This is a genomic window from Bifidobacterium actinocoloniiforme DSM 22766, assembly GCF_001263395.1.
GTDB lineage: Bacteria > Actinomycetota > Actinomycetes > Actinomycetales > Bifidobacteriaceae > Bombiscardovia > Bombiscardovia actinocoloniiformis.
The window spans coordinates 734,139-751,975 of record NZ_CP011786.1 but is presented as its reverse complement, the minus strand read 5'-3'; the positions used below and the strand labels follow the sequence as shown (position 1 = coordinate 751,975).

Sequence of the window (17,837 nt, the reverse complement as noted above, 5' to 3'; positions counted from 1 at the left end):
AAGCGAGGGGATGAACGATGAGCGAAGTTAAGGCACGCCAATTGGAGTCGGCCTACCTGGCGGGTGGCTGTTTCTGGGGGCTTGAGCGCTATCTGCAGGGCGTGTCCGGAGTCCGTTCCACCCGGGTGGGATACGCGCAATCGCGAGTGGAGTCGCCGAGCTACGAGCAGGTGTGCGCGGGCGGCACGGACGCGGTCGAATGCGTGGAGGTGGTTTACGACCCCCAGATGCTGACCTTGCGTACGCTGACCCTGCTGTTCGTGGATGTGATCGACCCGTTTTCGCGCGATCGGCAAGGCAATGACCGCGGGCGGCAGTACCGGTCCGGCATGTATTGGGAGCCGGACCGCCGGGCCGAGCAGGAGCCAGTGTTCCGACGGGCGCTCAAGCAGCTGGCTGATAGGGAGGGGCGCGAGCCTGTGGTGGAGGTGGAGGAGTTGCGCAACTTCTACTTGGCTGAGGAGTCCCACCAGGACTACTTGCGCAAGCATCCGGATGGCTACTGCCACATATCCGCCGATCGGATCGCCGGGGTGGCCAGGCGGCAGCGGTTCATCGAACAGATCTGGGCGCTGGACCCCCTGCAGTACCGAGTGACCCAGCAGGCGGCCACTGAGCGGCCTTTCGAGAACGCTTACGACGCTGACTTCCGTCCGGGCATTTACGTGGACCGGGTGAGCGGAGAACCGTTGTTCTCCTCGGCTGACAAGTTCGACGCGGGCTGCGGCTGGCCCTCATTCTCCAAGCCCATCAATCGGCGGTCGTTGACCGAACGCAAGGATTTCAAGCTGCTGGGCAGACCGAGGATTGAAGTGCGCGCCCAGGCTTCCGACTCCCACCTGGGCCATGTGTTCACAGACGGGCCCCGGGAGCTCGGTGGCTTGCGTTACTGCATGAATTCGTCGGCCCTGCGCTTCATTCCCCGCGAGGACATGGAGGCTCAAGGGTATGGCGCCTATTTGGAGGTCGTGGACCGCGCCGGGTGAGCTGGTGGCCCTCGTGGCCCCGTCGTCTTCCTCGAGCGTGCGTCGCGCCCTGGCTGACGCACTATACTCAGACGCAAGCCAGCGATGCGCGGATGGCGTCCAGCTCAAAGCAGAGCGACGCCATTCACCGTGTCCCGCATATTGGCCCAGGCCAAGGACCAGGGAATTATAGAGTTCACAGTCAATCGCGAGGGTGATTCGGCCCTGGAGCTGCGGCAGCGGTCGCAGGAGAAGTTCCGGGTGCATGCGGTGGTGGTTGGCACCGGTGAGATTCTCGATGTGTCCCGGCGGCGGGTGGCTGTCGGGGACGCGGCCCAATCCTTGTTGTGGAAGATGGCCTCGTCCGATATGGTCGTTGGAGTCGCCTGGGAACGTACTACGGAGGCGCTGTCCTTGCAACTCATTCCCAAGCACCTTTCAGGTGTGCGGATTCCGCAGCTGCATGGGTTCGGTAGCGCGCTACGACGTTCGTGGTCCTTTGCGGGTTCAATGATGTTGGGCCAGCCTCCTTCGTCGCGCCTTGGGCGTGGGGAGGGGGGAAGCGTCGGGAAACCCTGTCCGTCTTCTTGTGCTATAGTGATTCCAGGCTTGAGCAATCAAGAAAGCGGAACTTCCCACCTGGGGGCCTTTTACGGCTCCGGGTTGATGAGATCGGACCTCGTCCGGTGACCAGGGCACTGCCCGAAGGCGCCGCGTCCAGCTGCATGGACGCATGACCCGGTCCATCTTCGGGAGCTTCGCGGCAATGTGAGAAGCAGCGGTAGAAGGAGTCATCATTAGCGAAGAACCACGGATTAACGACGACATACGGGCATCCCAGGTGCGTCTGATCGGTCCGAACGGCGAGCAGGTGGGGATTATCGCGACCTCGGTCGCCCTCAACCTGGCCAAGGAAGCCAGCCTCGATTTGGTCGAGGTGGCGCCTCAGGCCAAACCCCCGGTGGCCAAGCTCATTGACTACGGAAAGTACAAGTACACCGAGAAGGTCAAGGCCCGCCAGGCCCGTCGCAACCAGACGGCGGCCGAAATCAAGGAGATTCGCTTCCGCCTGAAGATCGACGAGCATGATTTCCAGGTCAAAAAGGGCCATGTGGCCCGCTTCCTGTCCGCAGGCGACAAGGTCAAGGTCACGATTATGCTGCGTGGCCGTGAGCAGCGCCGGCCGATTGGTGGCGTCGAACTGCTCAAGCGCTTGGCCGATGAGGTCGCTGATTTGGGTTCGATCGAGTCTTCGCCCAAGCAGGAGGGTCGCAATATCATCATGACCCTCTCGCCCAAGGGCAAGAAAGTCCACACCCAGTCCGAGCAGCGCCGTCGCGGCAATCAGGCCCGAGCCGAGCGTCAAGCCCGGCAGGCCGCCCGCTTGGCCGCAAAGCAGGAGGGCCAGGGGGCTAAGGTCCAGGCTGAAGGAGAGGCGCAGGCCGAGGTGGCCCGAATCGACTCCGAGCCGGACGACAAGCAGACTTCCACGAAGAAGATAACATCCAAGGAGGGCAGCAATGCCGAAGATGAAAAGTAATTCCGCCGCATCAAAGCGGGTCCGCGTCACTGGCACGGGCAAGCTCATGCAGGCTGGGAGCAGCATGCGCCACAATCTTGAGCACAAGTCGGCCCGCAAGCGCCGCGCCCTCTCGCGCGATGCCGTGCTTGCCAAGAGCCAGGCCAAGAACATGAGGAAGATGCTGAACAAGTAAGCCGCCGAGCTGAATGAGCATCATCGGTAAGTCTCAAGAGATCTTAGAAAGCTGAGGAAAGAACATGGCACGTGTCAAGAGGGCAGTAAACGCGCATAAGAAGCGTAGGGTCGTACTGGATAGGGCTTCGGGCTATCGTGGACAGCGCTCCCGCCTCTACCGCAAGGCCAAGGAACAGCTCCTCCATTCCTACAACTACAACTACCGCGACCGCAAGGCCCGCAAGGGTGACTTCCGCAAGCTGTGGATTCAGCGCATCAACGCTGGTTGCCGCGCTCAGGGCATTACTTACAACCGCTTCATCCAGGGCCTGCGCCTGGCTGGCATTGACCTGGACCGTCGCGCCCTGGCCGAGCTGGCGGTCTCCGACATCGACACCTTCAACGCGATAGTGGAAGAGGCTAAGAAGGCTCTGCCCGCCGATGTGAACGCGCCCGTCGCCGCCTGAGCCACGGCTCAGCGCAGAGTCAGGCCTTAAGGGCCGGACGATTGGAGCCCCGCCTTGCGCGGGGTTTCCGCGTATTCTAGGCCAGTGTTTGGCTGGATGAGCAGGGGATTACAGTGAGCTCCATGAACGGGAACCCCACAGAGCTTAGCGGATTGACCGAGCAGTTCATGGTCCATACCGGCGTCGAACGCGGCCTGGCTCCGGCCACCGTCCAGGCCTACCGCGGCGATTTAGCCCTTTACACGGCGTGGTTGCGCGGGCGTGGCAAGGGTGATGTGCGGCGGGTGGAGCGCAGTGATGTGCAGGATTTCCTGGCTTCGCTCGACGGTGAATCCTCTGCCAGCAAAGCCCGCAGGCTAGCCGCCGTCCACGAGTTCCACCGCTTCGCCCTGGGCCAGGGGCTTGTGGACGTGGATGTCTCCCAGGGCGTCAAGGCTCCCGGGGGGGCCTCGCGTCTGCCCGATGTGCTCTCAATCGACGAAGTCTCCCGCCTCCTGGCCGCCGCTGCGGTCCCCGGGGACGAGGATCCGGTGTCGTTACGCGACCGGGCCCTGCTGGAGTTCATGTACGCCACTGGTTGCCGGGTCAGTGAGGCCGTGGGGGCCGACCTGGGGGACTTGGACCTGGCGCAAAGCTTGGTCCGGCTGACGGGCAAGGGGTCCAAGCAACGGCTGGTGCCGGTCGGGTCCTACGCCCGCCGGGCCCTGGAGGCCTACCTGTCCGTGGGCCGGCCCGGCTTGGGTCGCAAGGCGAGCAAGGCACCGGAGATGAGCGCCGTCTTCCTCAACAAACGGGGCCGCCGACTGTCACGCCAGTCGGTCTGGCAGGTGGTCCGGCAGGCCGCCGACCGAGCCGGCATCGACCGACCCGTCCATCCTCATACCCTGCGTCACTCGTTCGCCACCCACCTGATTGAGGGGGGCGCGGATGTGCGCACGGTCCAGGAGCTGCTGGGACACGCTTCGGTCACGACGACCCAGATATACACCCATGTGAGCCCCCAGCGCCTTATCGAGGCCTACCAGACCGCCCATCCGAGGGCGCGTTGAGGTAGGGGGGCGAATATACTGAAAGCGTATATAGCGGAGGATGAGGGGCTTGGGGCTTGGTGGGAGTCGGTTCTGACTGGCTTGGAAGCGCCGGAAGCCACTCCTTAACGGATGTTGGTAGTGTAAAGGTATGCCTACGGATTTATTAGGACGCGAATACGAGACGTTCGCAGCCCCCCGGCCGCTCAGCCAGCATGGCCCGGCACGGGTCATAGCCATGTGCAATCAAAAGGGCGGGGTCGGCAAGACGACTAGTTCGATCAACATAGGCGGAGCCTTGAGCACTTACGGGCGCCGGGTGCTGATTGTGGACTTCGACCCACAAGGGGCCGCGACTGTGGGCCTCGGCATCAACGCCAATAGCGTGGAGAACACTATATACACGGCTCTGTTCGATCCGAGCCTGGACGTGCACGAAGTGGTCATGCACAGCCGCTTCGACAACCTGGACATCATTCCCGCCAACATCGACCTGTCGGCCGCCGAGGTGCAGTTGGTCACCGAGGTGGGGCGCGAGCAGGTCCTGGCTTCGACCCTGAAGCCACTGATCGACGAGTACGACGTGATCATCGTGGACTGCCAGCCTTCGCTAGGCTTGCTGACCGTCAACGCCCTCACCGCTGCCGACGGGGTCATCATTCCTGTGGCCGCGGAGTTCTTTGCTTTGCGCGGGGTCGCCTTGCTCATGCAGTCGATTGAGAAGGTGCGCACCCGCATCAATCCTGACCTTCAGGTCTACGGGGTCCTGGTCACCATGTACACCCGCACTCTGCACTCGGATGAGGTCCTTCAACGAATTTATGAGGCTTTCAAAGACAAGGTGTTCCATTCGGTGATCACCAGGTCGATCAAGCTGCCGGACGCCACCGTCTCAGGCGCGCCAATCACCATGTACGCCCCCCAGCACAAGACGGCCAAGGAGTACCGGGAGGTGGCCCGGGAACTGGTCGCGCGCGGCATCGTGGCGTGAACGACCAGCGTGAGGCGGCCCCAGGATTCTCGGTTGAGCTCGATGTCTACCAGGGTCCTTTTGACGCTCTGCTCGGCATGTTGGCCAACCGGCGGCTGGAGCTGACTGAGGTCTCCCTGGGAGTCATCACCGAGGAGTTTCTGAGCTATGTGCGGCGGCTGGACCTAGCCCAGAGCATGGATGAGGCAAGCTCCTTCCTGGATGTGGCATCGATTCTGGTGGAGGCCAAGTCAGCGGCTCTACTGCCTGACCGCAGCGGTCAGGCAACTGACGAGCAGTCGATGGAAGCCCTTCGCGAACGCGATCTCCTCTTCGCACGCCTCTTGCAATACAAGGCCTTCAAAGAGGCCGCCGAGCGCTTTGGCGATCAGATGCAGGAAAACGTCGCCGCATATCCCCACCCAGGTCAGGTGGACGCTGATATCGCGGCGGCCCTGCCAGCCTTGGTTTGGACGACGACTGGGGAGCAGCTGGCGCGTCTGGCGGCGCGCGCCTTGGCCAACGCGCCGGTCAGCGAGGTCGCTGTGGCCCAGCTCCACGTGCCCCTGGTGGACTTGCGAGAGCAGGCCCGACTGGTGCGCGACCGGCTGGTCCAGGCGGATGGAAGGCCGGTGGCGTTCGCCACGTTGATTGCGGACGCCCACAGTCGGCTGGAAGTCGTGGGCCGTTTTCTGGCCGTACTGGTGCTTTTCCGCCAGCAGGACCTGCAATACAAGCAAGCAGGGCCATTCGAGCCTCTCTCCCTACGCTGGGTCGGCGGTCCAACGAGCGAGTGGCTGGAGCGGATGAGCGAGGAGGATTTCGCATGAGTGAGCAGGAGCGGGCGCGGCCCCAGGAGGACCCGGAGGATCACAGGGCAAAGCCTCTGAACCCAGCCGATTTCCCTGGTGGCCTTGACGCCTGCCTTGAGGCTGTTTTAATGGCCGTCGACCAGCCCCAGCAGGCTCAGGATCTGGCTTGCGCCCTGCAAGCCGGGGCGGCAGAGGTTGAATCCTGCCTGGAGGGGTTGAGCCACCGCTTGGAGCGGGAGGGGCATGGCTTCCAGTTGCGGCGTTCCGCCCGTGGCTGGCGCTTCGCTACTTTGCCTGTCTACCAACCGGTAGTCGCTGCCTTCGCCACCCAGGGGCAAAGCGCTCACCTGAGTCAGGCCGCGCTGGAGGCTTTGGCGATCATCGCCTACAGGCAGCCCATCACCCGAGCTCAGGTGGCGGGCATCCGAGGGGTCAATTCGGACGGGGTCATCCGTTCCTTGCTGGTGCGTGGCCTGGTAAGGGAGGAAGGGTTGGATCCTGAGAGCCGTGCCGCCCTGCTGGTGACCACGGGGCTTTTCTTAGAGCTTATGGGCGTGGATTCGGTCGACGAGCTGCCTTCCCTGGCTCCTTTCCTGCCGGATGAGGGCACGGCGGTCCAGGAGATGGCGGCCTTGCGTGGGGTTCGGCCGGACCAGGGGAGCGGCCCTGGGGTCGTTCCTGATCATGGGCAGCGGCAGGTTTGAAGCGATGCTGTACTTTTCTGTCACCTGATGCGCGTATCATTGCGAGGGTTTGTCTGCCAAGAGTTGAGCAGCGTTTGAGAATGAGGTTTTGATGGCGGTTCGTGGAGATATTCGTAACGTAGCAATCGTGGCTCACGTCGATCACGGTAAGACGACTCTGGTGAATGCCATGCTGCAGCAGTCGCACGTCTTCTCCGAGCGCGAGGAGGTGCCCGACCGTGTCATGGACTCCAACGATTTGGAGCGTGAGAAAGGCATCACCATCCTGGCCAAGAACACGGCCGTCAAGTACACAGGCCCGTTGGCGGCTGAGTTGAACGAGCCTAATGGCATTACGATCAACGTCGTTGACACCCCTGGACACGCCGATTTCGGCGGCGAGGTCGAGCGCGGCATCTCGATGGTTGACGGCGTCGTCCTGCTGGTCGATGCCTCCGAAGGGCCGCTGCCCCAGACCCGCTTCGTCTTGCGCAAGGCCCTGGAGGCCAAGCTGCCGGTCATCCTGTGCGTCAATAAGGTGGACCGTCCCGACGCCCGCATCTCCGAAGTGGTCTCCGAGTCCACCGACCTTCTGCTGGGCCTGGCCCAGGATGTCTCCGAGGAGGGCGTGGACCTGGATTTGGACTCCTTGCTGGACCTGCCGGTCATCTACTGCGCGGCTAAGGCCGGCAAGGCCTCGGTCAACCAGCCCGCCGACGGTGGTCTGCCTGACAACGATGACCTGGAGCCCTTGTTCGATGCCATCCTGAAGAACATTCCAGCTCCCGTGTACGAGGAAGGCGCCCCCCTGCAGGCGCACGTGACCAACATCGACGCCTCGGACTACCTGGGTCGCCTGGGCCTGGTCCGAATCTATAACGGCACCCTCAAGAAGGGAGCCCAGTACGGCCTGTCCCGTGTGGATGGCTCGGTGGAGCGCTTTAAGCTCACTGAGATCCTACGCACCCAGGGCCTGGATCGCGTGCCTGACGAGGAAGCTGGACCCGGCGACATCGTGGCTGTGGCAGGCGTGGACGACATCATGATCGGCGAGACCATCGTCGACCCCGACGACCCCAAGCCTCTGCCCCTCATTCATGTGGACGACCCCGCCATTTCAATGACTTTTGGCACCAACGATTCGCCGCTGGTCGGAACTGAGGGCAAGGACCACAAGCTGACCGCACGTATGCTCAAGGACCGCTTGGACCGCGAGCTTATCGGCAACGTCTCGATTAAGGTCCTGCCCACCGATCGACCGGATGCTTGGGAGGTGCAGGGTCGCGGCGAGCTGGCCCTGGCCATCCTGGCAGAGCAGATGCGCCGCGAGGGCTTCGAGCTGACCGTGGGCCGCCCGCAGGTGGTCACGCAGATGATTGACGGCAAGCTCAACGAACCTATGGAGTCCGACACGATTGACGTGCCCGAGGAGTACATGGGTGCGGTCACCCAGCTGATGGCGGACCGCAAGGGTCGGATGGACTCCATGTCCAATCACGGCTCGGGCTGGGTGCGTATGCAGTTCACGGTTCCTTCCCGCGGTCTGATAGGCTTCCGCACCGCTTTGCTCTCCGCCACCCGTGGCACCGGCATCTCTTCATCCATTTCAGCCGGGTACGCCCCCTGGGCCGGTGAGATCTCCACTCGTCAAAACGGCTCGATGGTGGCGGATCGTGCTGGCAAGGCCAGCCCCTACGCCATGCAGAAGCTCCAGGCACGTGGCAACTTCTTCGTCTCGCCCCAGTCCCCGGTCTACGAGGGGCAGATTGTCGGCGTGACCAACAAGCCCGGCGATTTGGACATCAACGTCACCCTGGAGAAGCATATGACCAATATGCGCTCCTCCACCGCCGACGTGTTGGAGACTCTGACCCCTCCCATTCAGATGAGCTTGGAGGAATCTTTGGATTTCGCCAACGACGACGAGTGCGTAGAAGTGACGCCCGAAGCGATTCGCGTTCGCAAAATCATCCTGGACCGTGACGCCTGGTACAAGTGGAACGCCCGCCAGCGCAGGGCCAACCAGAAGCAGAAGTAAGCGCTTCCGGCGGGTCCGTCCGGCAGGTTCGCCTAGAACCGCGCCAAACGGCGGGGCTCCAAGCCCCGTCCGACCTGGGGCGGTTTTCGCTGTCCAGGCGTCCACTGGTAACCGCCCGCTCCTGACGGACCCTTGGCCTGGTTGGCCTCTAGGGATAGGCTGGCGGACATGAGTCATTCACAAGAGAAGACCACGCCCATGGCGCTTACCTATCTGGCAGCCCTGGCTTTGGGCGCCGTATCCGGTCTGGTCGGCACCTTGGCCCACCGCAGCGGGGCCGTGGGGTCGCTGCCCTACGGCCTGGTGATTGCCTTCCTGATTTTGGCGGCTTCCTCCTGGTGGGCGAGGTCCTGGGCTGGCGCGACCGGATTGGGCTTGCACTTGGTGGGCGCCTCCTGCCTGATTTGGTTGCTGATGGGTCGCGGTCCGGGCGGCGACGTCCTGGTGCCAATCGGCAGCCCCGCTTTCATTGGTTTCTTCGACCGTCATGCGGGTAGGATTTGGCTGATCGGCTCCCTGGTCCTCCAACTGGCGGTCCTCGTCGCGCCCAGGCGTTGGTTCATGGTTACGCCCGTTTCTGGCAGGCGGTAAGCGTGAATGCTTTCAATGCGTACAGCGGCCTGAGCCGACAAGGTGCGCTGCAAGGGGAAGAGGGGCCGTCAGGCGCCCGCTCTGTGGCTTGTCCGGCCCATCGCGCGGCGGCTTCAGGCGGGGGAGTTTACGACATGCATCCGCTTCCAGGCATGGCACCCTCGCCCATCCTTACCTCGGCCCATAAGGTCGGTGTCGTGGGCCTGGGGCCTATTGGCTTGGCTTTGGCTCAGCGCCTGACCGGCCGGGGCCGTTTCGTCGTAGCCTGGGACCCGGACGTCCAGTCCGGACAGTCCGCGCCAAGCGACGGTATTCGCATGATGAGATCTTTGGAGGAACTGGCCTCGGGTAAACCAGATGTCCTCGCCCTGGCTGTCGAGTCGACGCTTCTGCCCTCGATCCTCACAAATGTGGCCCCCGTCCTGGCTCAAGCCAGTGTCTTGATCGACCTGAACCGTAATCAGACTCAGGCGCGCAAGCGAGTCATGGCTGTCGGTTTGCAGGACCAGTATGTCGGCGCTCACCCTATAATAAGGGAGAACGCGGTGCGGCCCCTTGACCCCTTCAACGACGCGGTCTGGGCCCTATGCGTCGATCGGGGCACGGATTACAACCGTTTCCTGACCGTGGCCGACATGATCACCCAAGGCCTGGGCAATCCGTTGATCTGCATGGACGACAGCACCCACGATCGGCTTACAGCCGTTGATTCGCAACCGCTGACGGTCCCTGGCCAGGCTCAGGCCGAGCCCCCTGCCGCAGAGACCTCCATTCTGGAGTTGGACGAGCGTGGCTGGCAGGGGCAGCTCCAGGATTCGGCCCGGCGAGGTTGGCAGGTAACGGCTTTCACCAGCGTTCACCAGGCTGTGCTGTCCCGGTGCCCGCTCGGACTTGCGCAAGCTTAGGCAGGGTCTTCGGCGCTTCCTGGGGCCATCGCGCCCTTCCGGCGCTCGGGTATGGGCTTAAGGGCAACGATGGTGCTCGCGTCGATCGAGACCTCTTGCTCTGGCCGTCTGCCGTTCGCGGTCGCATCCCTCGTCACGGCGAGGGTTCGCCCATTCCAGGAACGTACGTGACCTATGTAGTCCCTGAAGGCCATGCGCCCGTTCGGCTGGTCGGGGGCTTCGGCGACGCGGACCACGAGCCTGGCCCCGGTGGGTATCTGATCTGGTAGTCTCATATCGCTCCTTCCGTCGTTATTCTATCGGGCTGATTACAATGGGATGCGCAACAGGAGGCCCACTATGCGCTTCGACGAGCACCTAACCGCTTTCACGGCCTACCTGCGCCAGGTTGAGGGTGAAAGCCCCAACACGATCAAGGCCTATCGCGCCGATGTCCAGGAGTTCCTTGCGCTGATTGAACGGCGCGGTTTGACCAGCCTGGACCAGGTCAGCGTCGAGACGCTACGTTCCTGGATGGCTCATGAGGATCGGACCCACTCGCGCTCGACCATGGCCCGCAAATCCGTGGCGATTCGCCGCTTTTTCGCTTTCCTAGCGGACCGCGGCGTCATGCGGAGCGACCCGGCTTCGGCACTCGCCACCCCGAAGATTCCCGAGCGCCTGCCACAGGTCCTGAGCGAGGACCAGGCCGCCCGCATGATGGATGAGGCGGGCAGCGGGATAGACCGGGCTGACCAGTCAGCCAGCGCATCCCAGGCAGACCGTCGCAGGCAAGCGCTGGCTGTCAGGGATAAGGCCATCGTCGAACTCCTCTATGCCACTGGTATGAGAGTAGCCGAGCTGACCGGCCTGGACCTGGGCGATGTGAACTGGGAGGCCCGCACGGTCACGGTCATGGGCAAAGGCTCCAAGGAACGAGTTGTGCCTTTCGGTCTGCCCGCCGCTAAGGCCCTGCGCGCCTGGCTGGATCAGGGCAGGCCCAGCTTGGAGGCCGCGAGCGGTCGGAAGGCGGACGATCCGTTGGCGATCCGCCCCCTCTTCCTTGGGGCCCGTGGCGGTCGAATAGGCCAGCGCCAGGTGCGGGAACTGGTTCATCGTATTTCCGTCCAAGCCGGGTTACCGTCCATCTCCCCGCACTCCTTGCGGCATTCAGCGGCCACCCACTTGCTGGATGGCGGTGCGGACCTGCGCGAGGTTCAGGAGATGCTGGGCCATTCCTCTCTGCGCACCACCCAGCGTTACACGCATGTTTCCATCGGACAGCTCCGCCAACGCTACGATTTGGCCTTCCCGCGCGCTTAAGCGCCGCCAGTAAGGATTGGCGCTTGACAAGGTCGTTCGTCCGAATAGTGGATGGATTCAGTCCCCGTAACATGCATGTCATACACTTTCATGCACCAAGCGGCTATACCCCCGTCGTCTTCGGTTGTTAAGCGTCGCAGTACCCTCTGCACGCACGGAAACCTTTCGACATCGTCCCCCATACCGAACGGGAGTCGCAATCATGTCCCCTCGCGGAAAGAAAATGGCCCTTGTGGCCTCGGCTTGTGCCGTAGCCATGTCCTTTAGCGCTTGCGGAGGATCGTCCAATTCCAGCTCCTCTCCTCAGGCTGGCGATCCTAACGCGATGATTCGCGTGTTCTCGGCAGAGCCGCAGAGCCCACTGATCCCAGGCGATACCAATGAGGTGGGCGGCAGCAAGCCTGGCAACCTCATGTTCTCCCAGCTGGTGGCCTTCGACCCTGACGGGAAGGCCGTCAATGAGGTGGCCGAATCGATTAAGCCTAACGCCGACAACACCGCATACACCATCAAAATCAAGCCCGGCTGGACCTTCACCGACGGCACGCCTGTGACTTCGCGGTCTTTCACCAGGGCTTGGAGCTATGTAGCGAACTCGGCTAACGCTATGAAGGATTCCAGTTCCTTCGCCACCATCAAGGGTTACAAGGAGCTGCAGGGCGCAGGCCACAAGGGCGATGAGCAATTGGAAGGCCTTAAGGTCACAGATGACCGCACTTTCACTGTGGACCTGAACCAGCCTGACTCCACGTTCGCGATCAAGGTGGGTTACCTGGCTTACGCGCCTTTGCCTGAGTCCTTCTACAAGGATCCGAAGGGGTTCGGCGAGCATCCGGTGGGTAACGGCCAGTACAAGTTCAAGTCCTGGGAGCACAACAAGTCGATTCAGGTGGTGAAGAACCCCGACTACAAGGGTCAGTTCAAGCCGCGCAACGGGGGAGTCGAGTTCGTCGTCTACACCTCAGGGGATTCGGCCTACGCCGATGTGCAGGCCGGCAATCTGGACCTGGTGGAGAACGTTCCCACCTCCGCCAGTAAGACCTTCACCACCGATTCCTCGGTACAGTCCTACAACAAACCGGGCGCGGTCATCGAAAAGTTCACAATCCCCGCTGGCTTGGAGCACTTCAGGACGGACCAGGAGGAGGGCCGTCTGCGTCGGCAGGCCATCTCAATGGCAATCGACCGTGAATCCATTTGCAAGAAAGTGATCAACGGCACGGCCACGCCTGCAGCCGACTTTACCTCGCCCAGGATTCCCGGCTTCACCAAGGACCTGAAGAACGAGGGGAACGTCCAGTTCAACCCCAAGAAGGCCAAGGAGCTTTGGGCCAAGGCGGATGCCATTTCGCCCTGGCCGGCGGACCATAAGTTCTCCTTCACCTATAACGCGGATGGCGATCATGGCCCCATCTACAAGGCCGTGGCGAACATGGTCAAGACCAACCTCGGCATTGATGCGCAGGACACGCCGATACCAACCTTCCAAGAGCTGCGGCAGAACGCGGTGGGCCGCAAGATACAGGGGGCCTTCCGCACTGGTTGGGCTCCCTCGTACCCCTCGCCGGAGGACTACCTGACTCCCAACTTCGCTTCGGTTTCCGCCGAAGGCAAGGGCTCGAACGATGGCGACTATAAGAACCCGGAGTTCGACGACCTGCTCGACAAGGCGGCAGAAGCGAGTTCCGCCAAGGATGCCAATGCTTTGTACGCCCAGGCTCAAGGCCTGCTCCTGCGGGACTTGCCCAGCATCCCCTTGCATAATCGCAACGCTAATGCTGTGGCCTCCAAGCAGGTCAAGTCCTTCCGGATAAGCTGGCAGAACATACCTGTCTACTGGCAAGTCACCAAGTAGACAGGTGCAGGTCCCGGGGCCGCTTCGCGCATGAGCGGCCCCGGATCGGCAGGAATCATGCGTACTAGGTCTAGTGATTACAAGAATGAAGGGAAGTCCTCGTGACCCATACCATCCGCAAACTCGCCGCCGCAGCGACGGCTTGCATCGCAACCCTGTCCTTGGCTGCTTGTGGCGGCTCTTCGGCGTCTTCAGGAGCTGATGACCAGGGTGATGCCTCGGCTGTCATTACCGCTTACGACACGGAGCCTCAGGGGCCGCTGATTCCCGCTGACACCAACGAGCGAGGAGGCAGCAAGCCCCTGTCCCTGATTCTCGCCCGGTTGGTGGCCTTCAGCCCGGACGGTAAGGCCGTCAACGAAGTGGCCGATTCGATCAAACCGAATTCCGGCAACACCCAGTTCACGGTCAAGCTCAAGCCGGGTTGGAAGTTCTCCGATGGCAGTCCAGTGACCGCGCAGTCCTTCACCAAGGCCTGGAGCTATGGGGCCAACGTGGCCAACGCACAGAAGAACGCGAGCTATTTCTCCACGATCAAGGGGTATGACGATCTGCAGAAGTCTGGCGTCAAGTCCGATGAACAGCTGTCGGGTCTGAAGGTCCAGGACGATTTGACCTTCATCGTCGACCTGTCCGAGCCTGACTCGATTTTCCCGATCAAGGTGGGATACAACGCCTTCTCGCCCTTGCCTGAGTCCTTCTACAAGGATCCGAAGGGCTTCGGTGAGCATCCAGTGGGCAACGGCCAATACAAGTTCAAGTCCTGGGAGCACAACAAGTCGATTCAGCTCGTGAAGAACCCCGACTATAAGGGCCAGTTCAGGCCGCGTAACGGGGGCGTGAACTTCATGATGTACACAGCCAACGACTCCGCTTATTCGGACATTCAAGCCGGGAACCTGGATGTGATGGAGAACGTGCCATCTTCAGCCAGTAAGACCTTCACCACCGATTCCTCGGTTCAGGCCTACAACAAGCCCGGATCAGTCATCGAATCCGTTGGAATCTCGGGCAACCTGGATCACTTCAAGCACGATGAGGAAGGCATCCTGCGCCGGCAGGCCGTCTCCATGTCGATTGACCGTGACGCGATCTGCAAGAAGGTGCTTAACGGCACCGCCACGCCGGCTAAGAGCTACTCGGCCCCCACGATCCCCGGATACTCCACCTCGCTGAAGAACTCCGAGAACATCAAGTACAACGCGGCGAAGGCCAAGAGCTTGTGGCAACAAGCCGACAAGATCTCCCCCTGGCCCACGAGCGCTAAGTTGGACTTCACTTACAACGCCGATCAGGGCTTCGGGCCGGTGTACAAGGCCTTGGCGAACATGGTTAGGACCAACCTTGGCATCAACTGCGAGGATGTGCCCATCCCCACCTTCCAGGAGTTCCGGCAGAACGTGACCGAGCGTAAGATTCAGGGCGCTTACCACGCCGGATGGTCGCCTGACTACCCGTCGGTGGAGAACTACCTGAACCCGATCTACGGTTCCGCCGCAGCGGACGGCAAGGGCGCCAACGACAGCGATTACAAGAGCAGCCAGTTCGACAGCCTGATGAACCAGGCGGCCAAGGCAACTTCCCAGTCTGAGGTCGAGTCCTTCTACGACCAGGCACAGGGGGTTCTTCTCCACGACCTGCCCGGCATCCCGGTCTACTACGCCAACGCCAACGGCGCAGCGGCAAAGCAGGTCAAGGGCTTCTCGATCAACTGGCAGAACTTCCCTGTTTACTGGCAGATGAGCGTCCCGTCCTCCAAATGAGCGGACCCAGCAAAGAGCATAAAGGTAGTACGCTCGTGCCATAACCCCTTTCCGCCCGGCCCCAAGCACCTGCTTGGTGCCGGGCGCTGTGGTGTGTTCCGTCTTGAAAGAACCAGGGCCGTAGCCTATTCAGTGAGGAGCGGAGGGAAATGCTGGAGTTCGGCTTTGCTCCGCGCGCCCCGGCTGTTCTCGCGTCTGGAGCATTCGTGAGGTAAAAGCGCCAAAATGGCTGGTTGCTGCGGGGCACCACCATTGCCATGGGCAACGCGGGTTATGTCCGTCTCAGGCGCGTGCCGAAGCGAGCGGGGTGGGCCTGGCGGAGCAATGCGTCGGGACTCACCTTACGACCGGCAACGAACGCCCGAGCTGTGCGGCCAGTGACCAGGATCCCTTGGAGGAAGCGCCCTGGGCCCAGGGCGATGTGAGCCGTCGCGGACTGTGAACGATATGGCTGCTCAGGGCATAGGGAATCGCCTCATCCGCCTGGATGACAGCACTTACGATAGGGGCCAGCGTGATGCGCATCCTTCAATTAGTGGGCATGCGTGGGCGTTACGACTGAGTGTTTTCGCGGGCTTAAGTCTCCCCGTTCAATGCCTGTCGCGTATAGGTGGGAACGGTCATTCGCCGCACGAAAGCCGCCCGCGAATGAGCATGGGATGACGACTCTTGAAAAGAAACTGTCCAACTGGTGGACACTTTGCCCTCTTTCGTAACGATGATTGTCTACTGTGACCCCTAACGAAACAACAGGAGAGTTCTTTCTGCATTTTCGTTGGTGGTTGGGGGAGACCAGCCATATTCGGCAGTCACACACCTGAGAAGAAGAGGATGGTTTCGTGCACAACACTAAACAGAAGATAACGATTACCGCCGCAGCCTGTATCGTGGCCCTATCCCTGGGCGCCTGCGGAAGTGCGTCCGAAGGTTCGGACTCCTCGGCGAAATCCGATTCCAACGCGATTATCACCGCGTTTGATACTGAGCCTCAGAACGGGCTGATTCCAGGGGATACCAACGAGCGTGGTGGCGGCAGGCCCAGCTCCATGCTTTTCTCTGGCCTGGTGGGCGTCACTCCAGACGGCAAGTCGGTCAATGAGGTGGCTGACTCGATAACCCCGAGCGCTGATAAGACCCAGTACACCGTTAAGCTCAAGCCGGGTTGGAAGTTCAGCGACGGCTCTCCAGTCAAGGCTTCCTCCTTCACCAAGGCCTGGAGCTACACGGCTAATGCGGTCAATGCGCAGAAGGGTTCCAGCTTCCTCTCCCTGATTAAGGGATACGATGAGCTGCAGGACACCAACATTAAATCTGACGCCCAGTTGAGCGGTCTGAAGGTTATTGATGACCTGACGTTCACCGTTGATTTGACCCAGCCTGATTCCGTATTCCCAATCAAGGTGGGCTATGATGCCTTCTTCCCGCTACCTGAGTCCTTCTACAAGGACCCGAAGGGCTTTGGCGAGCACCCGGTGGGTAATGGTCCTTACAAGTTCCAATCCTGGGAGCACAACAAGTCCATTCAGTTGGTAAAGAACCCTTATTACAAGGGTCAGTTCAAGCCTCGCAACGGCGGCATCACCTTCAAAATATATACGTCCACCGACGCCGCTTACGCCGATATTCAGGCTGGGAATCTGGACTTAATGGAGAACGTGCCCGCCTCAGCCAGCAAGACCTTCACCTCTGATACGAACGTGCAGTCCTTCAACAAGGCTGGTTCCAGTATCGCCGCCGTGGCCCTGCCCTCTAACTTGGAGCACTTCAAGGAAGATCAGGAAGGCATCCTGCGTCGCCAGGCCATCTCCATGTCCATCGACCGCGAGTCCATCTGCAAGAAGGTGCTCAACGGCACCGCTTCCCCAGCGGCCTCCTATTCGGCGCCCACGATTCCCGGATACACGACGGATCTGGAAAACTCCGGCAACATCAAGTACAACCCGAAGAAGGCCAAGGAGCTGTGGGACCAGGCAAACAAGATTTCCAAGATTCCTGCCGACTACAAGCTCACCTTTAGCTACAATGCCGACGAGACCAGCTACAAGTCGGTCTACAAGGCCGTGGCGAACATGGTGAAGTCCAACCTGGGCATCGACACAGAAGATGTGCCCGTGGCAACCTTCCAGGAGTACCGTCAGAACGTGACCGCTCGTAAGATGACTGGTGCTTTCCACGCTGGCTGGACCCCAGACTACCCATCGGTGGAGAACTACCTGCACCCGATCTATGCCTCTGACTCGGCTGATGGCAAGGGAGCAAACGATACCGACTACAAGAACCCCGAATTCGATGACTTGATCAAGCAGTCCGCTAAGGCCGCTGACAGCAAAGAGGAGAACGCCCTCTACGCCAAGGCTCAAGGCATCCTTTTGAGGGATATGCCCGGTATTCCGCTCTACTACCTGAACCGCACTGGCGCTGCCTCCAAGCAGGTGAAGGACTTCACCATGAGCTGGCAGAACTACCCGGTCTACTGGATGGCTAGCGTCACCAGCAAGTAGACTCTCTCCTCAAGTCTGACCGGTCACCTGGGCCCTGGGGCTCCAGTGGCCGGTCAGCTTGCCTGTGGAGCTGCCTGTAGTGACGGAAGCGGCTCCAAAGTCTTGAGTATGACGGCTGTGAGCTGAAATCCAGAACACGGCAGAAACGTTTTCGTAACATTGCTGAATCCTGCCGCTCCTTAACCCAGATAGCGGAAAGTGAGCTGTGAGAGTCCTATAAATGCTCCTGGCAAAGAGGGTGTAAAGCCTTGAAAACCTCAC

Annotated in this window: 16 protein-coding genes; 15 read left to right on the top strand and 1 reads right to left on the bottom strand. The window is 61.2% G+C overall.

Annotation, left to right across the window (positions count from 1 at the left end; translation table 11 throughout):
- The first annotated feature begins 17 nt into the window (after positions 1–17).
- The 11 genes from msrB (at position 18) to AB656_RS02950 (ending at position 10,155) form a co-directional block, all read left to right on the top strand.
- On the top strand, positions 18–986 hold the full coding sequence (gene msrB, locus AB656_RS03005; protein WP_033504943.1) for a peptide-methionine (R)-S-oxide reductase MsrB: 969 nt from the start codon (positions 18–20) through the stop codon (positions 984–986).
- Between the two features lie 772 nt (positions 987–1,758).
- Positions 1,759–2,505, top strand: a complete 747-nt coding sequence (gene infC, locus AB656_RS02995; RefSeq protein ID WP_051905294.1) for a translation initiation factor IF-3 — start codon at positions 1,759–1,761, stop codon at positions 2,503–2,505.
- The gene (gene rpmI / locus AB656_RS02990) at positions 2,486–2,680 is read left to right on the top strand and encodes a 50S ribosomal protein L35 (RefSeq protein WP_033504945.1); all 195 of its coding nucleotides are present in this window, start codon (positions 2,486–2,488) and stop codon (positions 2,678–2,680) included. Before infC ends, rpmI begins: the two co-directional genes overlap by 20 nt.
- 64 nt (positions 2,681–2,744) lie before the next feature.
- Entirely contained in the window at positions 2,745–3,128 is a 384-nt protein-coding gene (gene rplT / locus AB656_RS02985) for a 50S ribosomal protein L20 (RefSeq protein ID WP_033504946.1), read from the top strand.
- A 122-nt stretch (positions 3,129–3,250) separates the two neighbouring features.
- Positions 3,251–4,177, top strand: a complete 927-nt coding sequence (gene xerD / locus AB656_RS02980) for a site-specific tyrosine recombinase XerD (protein WP_033504947.1) — start codon at positions 3,251–3,253, stop codon at positions 4,175–4,177.
- Between the two features lie 130 nt (positions 4,178–4,307).
- The gene (locus tag AB656_RS02975) at positions 4,308–5,147 is read left to right on the top strand and encodes a ParA family protein (RefSeq protein ID WP_033504948.1); all 840 of its coding nucleotides are present in this window, start codon (positions 4,308–4,310) and stop codon (positions 5,145–5,147) included.
- Positions 5,144–5,956 carry a segregation and condensation protein A gene (locus tag AB656_RS02970; RefSeq protein WP_033504949.1) on the top strand — a complete coding sequence of 271 codons (813 nt, stop codon included), beginning with the start codon at positions 5,144–5,146 and terminating at the stop codon, positions 5,954–5,956. The genes AB656_RS02975 and AB656_RS02970 overlap by 4 nt, the downstream gene beginning before the upstream one ends.
- Positions 5,953–6,642 (top strand): SMC-Scp complex subunit ScpB, encoded by a 690-nt coding sequence (gene scpB, locus AB656_RS02965; protein ID WP_081924856.1) that lies wholly within the window; start codon positions 5,953–5,955, stop codon positions 6,640–6,642. The genes AB656_RS02970 and scpB overlap by 4 nt, the downstream gene beginning before the upstream one ends.
- 91 nt (positions 6,643–6,733) lie before the next feature.
- Positions 6,734–8,659 (top strand): translational GTPase TypA, encoded by a 1,926-nt coding sequence (typA, locus tag AB656_RS02960; RefSeq protein ID WP_033504950.1) that lies wholly within the window; start codon positions 6,734–6,736, stop codon positions 8,657–8,659.
- Between the two features lie 168 nt (positions 8,660–8,827).
- Positions 8,828–9,250, top strand: coding sequence for an alcohol dehydrogenase (locus AB656_RS02955; protein WP_144418917.1), 423 nt, complete (start codon positions 8,828–8,830; stop codon positions 9,248–9,250).
- A 134-nt stretch (positions 9,251–9,384) separates the two neighbouring features.
- Positions 9,385–10,155 (top strand): NAD(P)-binding domain-containing protein, encoded by a 771-nt coding sequence (locus AB656_RS02950; protein ID WP_081924855.1) that lies wholly within the window; start codon positions 9,385–9,387, stop codon positions 10,153–10,155.
- Here the strand turns inward: AB656_RS02950 and AB656_RS02945 are convergent.
- Positions 10,152–10,430 (bottom strand): DUF6725 family protein, encoded by a 279-nt coding sequence (locus AB656_RS02945; protein WP_033504952.1) that lies wholly within the window; start codon positions 10,428–10,430, stop codon positions 10,152–10,154. The two genes, AB656_RS02950 and AB656_RS02945, sit on opposite strands and share 4 nt — an antisense overlap.
- 64 nt (positions 10,431–10,494) lie before the next feature.
- On the opposite strand from AB656_RS02945, the gene AB656_RS02940 reads away from it, so the two are divergent.
- From AB656_RS02940 to AB656_RS02925, 4 genes are all read left to right on the top strand, one after another.
- Positions 10,495–11,457 (top strand): tyrosine recombinase XerC, encoded by a 963-nt coding sequence (locus AB656_RS02940; protein WP_033504953.1) that lies wholly within the window; start codon positions 10,495–10,497, stop codon positions 11,455–11,457.
- A 202-nt stretch (positions 11,458–11,659) separates the two neighbouring features.
- Positions 11,660–13,312: a peptide ABC transporter substrate-binding protein gene (locus tag AB656_RS02935; protein WP_033504954.1), complete on the top strand. Its 1,653-nt coding sequence runs from the start codon at positions 11,660–11,662 to the stop codon at positions 13,310–13,312.
- Between the two features lie 101 nt (positions 13,313–13,413).
- On the top strand, positions 13,414–15,075 hold the full coding sequence (locus AB656_RS02930) for a peptide ABC transporter substrate-binding protein (RefSeq protein WP_414630301.1): 1,662 nt from the start codon (positions 13,414–13,416) through the stop codon (positions 15,073–15,075).
- Between the two features lie 839 nt (positions 15,076–15,914).
- The gene (locus tag AB656_RS02925; RefSeq protein ID WP_033504960.1) at positions 15,915–17,576 is read left to right on the top strand and encodes a peptide ABC transporter substrate-binding protein; all 1,662 of its coding nucleotides are present in this window, start codon (positions 15,915–15,917) and stop codon (positions 17,574–17,576) included.
- Positions 17,577–17,837: the final 261 nt, after the last annotated feature.